This window comes from Nocardia farcinica (assembly GCF_029867845.1).
GTDB classification, from domain to species: domain Bacteria; phylum Actinomycetota; class Actinomycetes; order Mycobacteriales; family Mycobacteriaceae; genus Nocardia; species Nocardia farcinica_A.
Genome location: NZ_JARWRU010000655.1, coordinates 1 through 7,563 on the forward strand (window position 1 = coordinate 1; position 7,563 = coordinate 7,563).

The following is a 7,563-nucleotide window of genomic DNA, read 5'->3' on the forward strand; positions in this document are numbered from 1 at the left end:
GGTCAGCACAGTGCAACTGTCGGGCGCGATCTGCGTCAGCGCGGCGCAGGCCAGCGACGCGTCGGGGGTGGGCACCTCGGCGCGGGCGGGGATCAGGTCGAGTCCGAGCGAGCCGGAACGGGCCGCGACCATGGTCTGGAGCATGCCGACCACGCCGGGGATCTTGGCAAGCAGATCCTGTGCGCCCTCGGCCTGGGTGCGCACCATCGTCAGGATGGGCAGCGTCGAGTTCAACGTGTCCATGAGATAGGGGAAATGCTCATGGAACAGGCGGTCCAACGGCTCTACCGCCGCCGACAGCTTCTCGACGAGAATCTTTGCGATGACCAGCATTTCCTCGATCGAGGCCAGGCCGGGGGCGAAGGTCTGGAGGGTGAGCTTCACGTCCTCCCAGTCGCCGGTCACGAAGGTGGACAGCTCCGCGGAGTTGTCCAGCAGCGCGCCGAGCTGGTCCATGAAGCTGTCGGGCGTGGCGAGCATGTCGGCCAGCGCCTTCAGTTCCCGGTTCAGTGTGGGGCCGAGGCCGTCGAACTCGTCGCCCGCGCTGGTGAGCACCGCCTCCAGCGGCGCGGCGCCGTCGGGGCCGAGTTCGGTCATCTGCCTGACCAGTTCGGAGAAGGAACCGAGCGCGTCGGACACGCTGACCGGCGTGCGGGTCTTCTCCCGGTCGATACAGGCGCCATCGGGCAGCGTCGGCCCGTCGCCGGGGTCGGCGTCGACGAGTTCGACGCGCCGGTCGGTGAGGATGGAGGCGTGCGCGATGACGGCGCCGGTCGCGGCGGGCAGCTCGCGGCGGTCGGTCTCCATTTCCACGCGTACCCTCGGCCCATCCGGCTCCAGCTCGCGCACCGTGCCGACCGCGACGCCGCGGATCGTCACCGGCGCACCGGGATAGAGGCCGAAGGTGTCGTCGAAGTAGGCGCACAGCGCCTGGGTGTCGCCCCCGCTCACCGCCCGCACGGTGGCCACACCGCCCGCGGCGAGCGCCACCGCGGTCACGGCCGCCACGGCCATACGTCGTTTTCCCGTGATTCGAATTCCCACGTCAGCACCGTGTTCCCGGCATCGGAAGGCAGGCATCGGGTCGGCTGACCGTCAGCTTGCTCTGGTCGATGAGCACCTGGCCCTCGGGTCCGGCGATCTGTGCGAGACCGTCGAGGGTGGTGGTCATGGAGTTCATCATCGATTCGACCTGCGCCGAGAGCTCCTTGCTCTCGTCGGCGGCCTGCTCGATCGGCCCGAGCAGCGGTTCGACCTTCTCGGCGTAGGGGCCGCTGAGGAAGTCGAACACCAGCCCGGCCAGGCCGGAGAGCGCGTCGGCGAAGATCTTCACGTCGTCGCGCGCGGCGATGATCTTGGGTCCGAGCACCGCGTAGCCGCGGATGATCTCCAGCGCGAGTTCCTGATTGGCATTGGCCGTGGACAGGTACTCGTTGGACAGCGCGAGCAGGTCCTCGATCTGGGTCCGCTGCGCGGCCAGGATCTGGATCACCGCCTCCAGGTCGACCACTGTGGAGCCGATCGCGTCGGGCGATTCGGTCAGCGCGGCGGCGGTCCTGTCCAGCGCGGTGCGCAGCGCCTGGGGGTCGAGCTGCTCGAAGACCGCGTCCGCCTCGTCGAACAGCTCGCCCATCAGGAACGGCAGATTCGCCCGCTCGGCGGGAATGGGCCCGCGCAGCGGCTCCTCGCCCGCGGGGTGCAGGGCGAGGTAGAGACCGCCGATGGGGGTCAGCATGCGCACCGACACCGTGGTGCGGTCACCGAGGGTGTACCGGGAGTCGACGGTGAAGGTGACGTCGACGTGGTCGCCGTCGAGCGCGATCGAGCTCACCGAGCCGACCGGCACACCGGCGATGCGCACCTCGTCACCGGCGGCCAGGCCGCCGGATTCGGGCAGCTCCAGCGCGTAGCTGCTGGTGCCTGGCGGGTGCAGGTAGAGCCCGGCCACGATCGCGAGGATCACCCCGAGCACGCCGAGACCGGCCGCGGCCCAACGGGTCTGAGCAACCGGATCGGCGTCCTCGGCGCCGAGGTCGAATGAGGACAGCCAGGTGGGCAGGCGCATCAGGCACCTCCGTCGCAGACGACCAGCTGCCTGCCGTGCAGCAGGACGTCGGCGGTGATGGGCAGCGGGAGCAGACCGTTGCTGCACTGCCGCCGCGGATCTTCGGTCGGGATGAGGGCGTTGACCCCCTCGAGCACGCCGGGCAGCACCGACAGGGTGCGCATGGCGATCGCCGGGTCGGGGATGACCTCCGAGACCCGCCGGGTGAAGTCGTCGTGCCAGTCGGCGGCGCCGAGACCGAGACGCGCCAGCGCGTCGACCGTGCGCTCGACCTCGGACATCTCGATCGCGCCCGCCTCGACCAGGTCCATGAACTCACCCATGCGGGTGACCAGCGGGGTGAAGATCGAGTGGAAGACCCGCAAGATGTTCTCCAGGTTCTGCGAGCGGCCGGCCAGCTGGTCCGACAGCGCCTCCAGATTGGTCAGGATGGTGCTCATCACCGCGCTACGGTCCTCGGCGTAGGAGGCCAGGGTGGCGATGTCGCGCATGACCGGGGTGATGCTGTCCTCGCTGCCGTCGATGAGGGCCGCGACATTGACCGCGAGCCGGTTGTAGACGGCCGGATCGGCCTCCCGCAGCAGCGGTTTGAGTCCGTTGAAGACGGTGGTGATGTCGAAGGAGTCGACGGTGTGGGTCACCAGCTCGCGCGGGTCGACTTCGGCGCCGTCCTCGGCGGAACGTTCCAGTTCCAGATAGCGCTGGCCGGTGAGGTTCTGGAACTTCACCGCCAGCCGGTCGGTGTCGCGCAGCCGGTACTCGTCGAGCAGGGTGAACTCCACGACGGCGCGGCTGTTGTCGGCCACGGAGATGTCGACGACCTTGCCGACCTGGACACCGCGCAACCGGACGTCGGTGTTCTCCTTCAGGCCGAACACGTCGCCGAACTGGGCGCGATAGGTGGTGGTCGACCCGGACACCGGGCGCTCGATGGCCTGCACGATCAGCACGATGATCGCCACCACCACGCAGGCCAGCAGGCCGAGGCGCAGGCCCGCCTGTGCCGGAGTGCGCATCACCGGCCACCTCCGGTCAGCTCGAGCGGCATGCGGAAGGCCGGGAACGTCTCGACCAGCACGTCGACGCCGAGCACCACCCTGTCTCCGTCGCGGTACAGCGCCCCGCCGAGACCGTCGATCAGCCGGTCCACCTGTTCGGGGGTGACGCCGGACAGCGAGCGGTTCAACGGGATGATCAGATCGAGCAGCATGTCGACCACCTCCGAGGTCGGTCCGAGCGCGCCGACCACATTGCCCGACAGCGCGAGCACCAGATTGGAGACCTCGGTGATGGTCTCGCCGGCCTGCCTGGTGCGGAAGTCGTCGTCGAGTTCCTCGACGGAGGCCAGCGCGTGCAGGGTGCTCAGCGCGGCCGGGGTGAACACCGCGGTCCCCTCCGAGACGTCGGCCAGCTTCGGCAACAGCTCACTCAGCGACATGTTGCGCGCCCGCGCCACCGTGCGGGCCACCAGCAGCGCCGAGGCCAGCACCGGGGCCATCTGCTCGGTGAGTTCGACGGAGCTGTCGATGGAGTCCGACAGCTCGGTGGTCACCACGTCCAGCAACAGGCGACCGGAGTCACGCAGGATGGTGGTGACGGTGTAGTCGCCGACCTCGCCCAGGTCGAGCACGGCGCCGGGCGCGATGGCCTCGCCGCCGGGCATGGGGATCAGTTCCAGTGCGGTGGAACCGAAGACGTTGGAGGAGACGAACCGGGTGTTCATGGCTGTGGACAGCTCGCGCACCCGCTCCTCGTCGACGCTGAGGGTGACCACCTGCTCCTTCGGGCCCTCGGGGCGCACCTCGACCACCGAGCCGATGGACAGCCCGCGCAGGCGGACCGCGGTGTCGGTGGACACGCCGTCGCCCAGGTCGGCGGCGCGCACCGCGAACTGGATCTGTCCGTCCCGGTCCGGCCGGGTGATCTGCCAGGCGCCCGCCAGCACCAGCGCGGTCACGACGAGCACGCCGATGCCGCGCGTGCGCAGGCCCCATCGGGTGGGGCCGTGGATGTTTCCGCTCATCCGCCTCACCCCGAGAAACTGACGGTCGCGTTGAGACCCCACATGCACAGCGTCAGGATCATGTCGGTGGTCACGATCAGCACCAGGCTGGCGCGGATGGCCCGGCCCGAGGCGATGCCGACGCCCTCCGGCCCGCCGCCGGCGTGGAAGCCCTGGTAGGCGTGCACGAGTGTCACCACGAGCACGAAGACCACGACCTTGATCAGCGAGTAGATCAGGTCGATCGGCTCGGTGAACATGTGGAAGTAGTGGTCGTAGGCGCCGGACGAATTGCCCGCCACCAGCGCCACGGTCGCGCTCGTGGTCGCGAAGCCGAGCGCCAGCGCGATCAGGTAGGACGGGATCACCGCGGCCACCGCGGCGATCAGCCGGGTGGAGACCACGTACGGGATCGGGTCGATGGCCTGCGATTCCAGCGCGTCGATCTCCTCGGAGATGCGCATGGCGCCCACCTCGGCAGTGATCCGGCAGCCCGCCTGCGCGGCGAAGCCGATGGCCGCGATCAACGGGGCCAGCTCACGCGGGTTGGCCAGCGCCGACATCGCGCCTGCCAGCGGTCCCATGCCGAGCATGTCCAGGGCGGAGAAGCCGACGATGCCGACCACGCCGCCCGCGACCGCGCCCATGATGGCCAGCACCGGGGCGACACCGCCGCCGACGATGACCGCGCGGCCGTTGCCCCACGTCAGGTCGGTGAAGATGGCGACGGCCTGGCGGCGGTGGCGGCGCAGGGCGTGTCCGATGCCCAGGAACGCCAGGGTGGTGAAATGCACCGCGTTGCCCAGCGATTCGATCGGCGTCCACAGCCGTTCGGCGCGCCGGGTCCAGCGCAGCGCCCTCGGCCGGTAGGGGGTCGGCACAGCGACCTCACCGAGGTGCGGAGATGACATCAGAGGAACCTCATCGGGACGAACATCAGGACGATCTGGGTGATCACCAGGTTGGCGACCATGCAGGCGAGGATGCCGAGCACGACCGCGGCGTTGACGCTGTCGGCCACCCCCTTCGGCCCGCCCTTGGCCTCCAGCCCGCGATGGCTGGAGATCACCGCGACCACATAGCCGAAGACGGCGGCCTTGCCGAGACACACCAGCAGGTCGGTGACCGAGGCGAAGCTGCCGAAGGACATCCAGTACGAGCCGGGCGCGACGCCCTGGCCCAGCGCGGCGACCGCAAAGCCGGCCACGATGCTCATGAGGATGATCAGCACCGACAGCATCGGGGCCACCACGATCATGGCCAGGATGCGCGGGGCGACCAGCCGCCGGTGCGGGTCGACGCCCATGGTGCGCAGCGCGTCGATCTCCTCGCGGATGGTGCGGCTGGCCAGGTCGGCCGAGATGGCCGAGCCGCCCGCGCCGCCGATCAGCAGCGCGGCGGCCAGCGGGGCGATCTGCTGCATGACGCCCATGCCGCCGACCGCGCCCGCCATCGAGTTGGCGCCGACGTTGTCGGTCATGCTGCCGACCTGCACGGCGATCACCACGCCCAGCGGCAGCGCGACCAGCACCGCGGGCAGAGCCGAGACGGACACGAAGAACCAGCCCTGCACCACGGCCTCCCGGAACGGGAACCGGCCGCGGGCGATGTCGACGACCATCAGCACCGTGGCGCGCACGCCGAGCCGGAACAGGCGACCGAAGGTGCGGGTGGATTCCGTCGCTCGGGAAGGCGGGCCGGTTCGCGCCGGCGCCGCCGCCTCCTCGGGGCGGTCGTCGACTGGAGCAGTCATCGGGGGAATTCCTCTCCGTACGAAAGGATCGGCGGTGCGTGACCCGGCTGCGGATGCGTTCGGCTGCCGTCGGCGGGCGCGTCAGGGCACGCGGCGGCCACGGCGTCTTCTCGGGACCGACGGCAGCGGCTCGCCGCCCGATCGGTATTCGTCTGTGGCAGGGACGTTCTGGTCAGGGACGTTTTCGGCGGTGGCGTCCTCAGTGCGTGTGGTCGGGGGCTCGTGGGACGAGCAGGAAGGAGAACATGGTCCTGGCCAGCCTGCGCACCCCGGAGTCGGTCGCGGCCGCGCCGCCGAGGTGCGGGGTGAGCCAGACGCTGACGAAGAACCGGGAGACGAGTTCGGCGGCGATCTCGGTGTCGATCTCCACCCCCGCGCGCGCCGCCACGATGTCGAGTTCGTGCCCGACGGCGGCCAGCAGCATGGCGACGACCTCGGGATCGCGCATGAGCGGCAGCGCGGCGTTGTCGGCGACGAGCCTGCGCGCGACCGGATGGGTGCGCGCCACCCGCACCGCCTCCACGATCCACTCCACCGCGCGGTCCAGCGGGTCGGCGATGTCGTCGATGACGTCGTGGAAGTGTTCGACGACGTGCGCGAGCTCCCAGGCCAGCGCGCGGCGCACGAGCTCCTCCTTGGAGACGAAGCGCCGGAACACCGTCGCGCGACCGACACCGGCCTCCGCGGCGACGTCGGCCACGGTCATCCTCTCGATGCCGTGCCTGCTCAGGCACTCGATGGCCGCTCGGAGGATGGCCGCGTCGGTCGTATCTCCTTCGTCGGGAGCGGAGACCAGTGCATCGATCAGCAGCGAACGCACCGGTTTGAGACCCATAGTTCGGTGAGAGTATCACCGAACTCATCGCCCGAGAAGAGACAAAGCGGACAGGTTTCATTGCGGACAGGAAGTGACCACAATTGCTTCTACCCGTACCGGGTGCTCCACATCTCGAGGGCTGTGGGCACCCGGTGCGCGCTCAGCAGTCCGTCTGGAAGGGGAAGCAGGAATTCGGCCCCGGCGGGACGGTCGTCGGCTCGACGGTGACCGTGCCGGGCACGACCGTGGTGGTCGAGGTGGGCTCGGACCCGCCGCCCTCCTCGCTGCCGCCCGTCGCGGTGACGACCATGAGCACCACCGCCAGCACCCCCAGCGAGGCGATCAGCAGCACGAGCCAGGCCAGCGGATTGCGCATCCGGGACGGGCGCGGGGCGGCCGGAGCAGGCGCGACCTGTCCGGGCGGGCGGTACGGCGCGGACATGGCCTCCGGCGGCAGCGGATTCAACCGGGAGGGGCGCTGGGTCGGCCCGGGCGGATCCACGGGCGGCACCTCCGGCCCCTGCCCGCCCTGCGGCCCCGCCGCGCCGTAGGGCACGTAGGGCTCCGAGGGCGGGGTGTAGGCGGCCCGGTCCGGGTCGGGAGGCGGCATCGCCCCGCCCGCGTACGGACCCGAATCCCCCTGCGGCGCGGACGGTCCCGGCACTTCCTCCCCGGGCGGCGGCGGTGCGAACGTGGTCGGCGGGGGCACGAACGGGGCGTCCGCGGCCTGCGCGCCCGGCTCGCCGCCCTGAGGCGGCGCTTCCGGCGGGCGATGCGGCGCCGACAACTCCTCCGGCGGCAGCGGATTCAACCGCGTCGGGTTCGGCGTCGGCTCCGGCGGGTCCACGTGCGGGACGTTCACCCGCTCCTCGGCGGCGGGATCACCGGCCGCGCCGGAGGCCGCCCGCGGCGGCACCGTGTACGGG

7 protein-coding genes and 1 pseudogene are annotated in these 7,563 nt (G+C 70.6%); all 8 read right to left on the reverse strand.

The features are described from left to right. Nucleotides 1–1,014: MCE family protein (locus tag QH283_RS14440; RefSeq protein ID WP_280503514.1), on the reverse strand; the 1,014-nt coding region annotated here is incomplete at its 3' end. 31 nt (nucleotides 1,015–1,045) lie between these two features. Beyond that, nucleotides 1,046–2,065: an MlaD family protein gene (locus QH283_RS14445; RefSeq protein WP_280503515.1), complete on the reverse strand. Its 1,020-nt coding sequence runs from the start codon at nucleotides 2,063–2,065 to the stop codon at nucleotides 1,046–1,048. Then, a complete protein-coding gene (locus QH283_RS14450; protein ID WP_280503516.1) occupies nucleotides 2,065–3,081 on the reverse strand; it encodes an MlaD family protein in 1,017 nt (338 codons plus the stop codon). The genes QH283_RS14445 and QH283_RS14450 overlap by 1 nt, the downstream gene beginning before the upstream one ends. Then, nucleotides 3,081–4,088 carry an MlaD family protein gene (locus tag QH283_RS14455; protein WP_280503517.1) on the reverse strand — a complete coding sequence of 336 codons (1,008 nt, stop codon included), beginning with the start codon at nucleotides 4,086–4,088 and terminating at the stop codon, nucleotides 3,081–3,083. The genes QH283_RS14450 and QH283_RS14455 overlap by 1 nt, the downstream gene beginning before the upstream one ends. Before the next feature lie 5 nt (nucleotides 4,089–4,093). After that, nucleotides 4,094–4,978: an ABC transporter permease gene (locus QH283_RS14460; RefSeq protein ID WP_280503518.1), complete on the reverse strand. Its 885-nt coding sequence runs from the start codon at nucleotides 4,976–4,978 to the stop codon at nucleotides 4,094–4,096. After that, nucleotides 4,978–5,820: an MlaE family ABC transporter permease gene (locus QH283_RS14465; protein WP_280503519.1), complete on the reverse strand. Its 843-nt coding sequence runs from the start codon at nucleotides 5,818–5,820 to the stop codon at nucleotides 4,978–4,980. The genes QH283_RS14460 and QH283_RS14465 overlap by 1 nt, the downstream gene beginning before the upstream one ends. 199 nt (nucleotides 5,821–6,019) lie before the next feature. Further along, the gene (locus QH283_RS14470; RefSeq protein WP_280503520.1) at nucleotides 6,020–6,655 is read right to left on the reverse strand and encodes a TetR/AcrR family transcriptional regulator; all 636 of its coding nucleotides are present in this window, start codon (nucleotides 6,653–6,655) and stop codon (nucleotides 6,020–6,022) included. Nucleotides 6,656–6,797: 142 nt separating this feature from the next. Continuing rightward, a pseudogene (locus QH283_RS14475) lies at nucleotides 6,798–7,563 on the reverse strand (hypothetical protein); the annotation flags it as partial.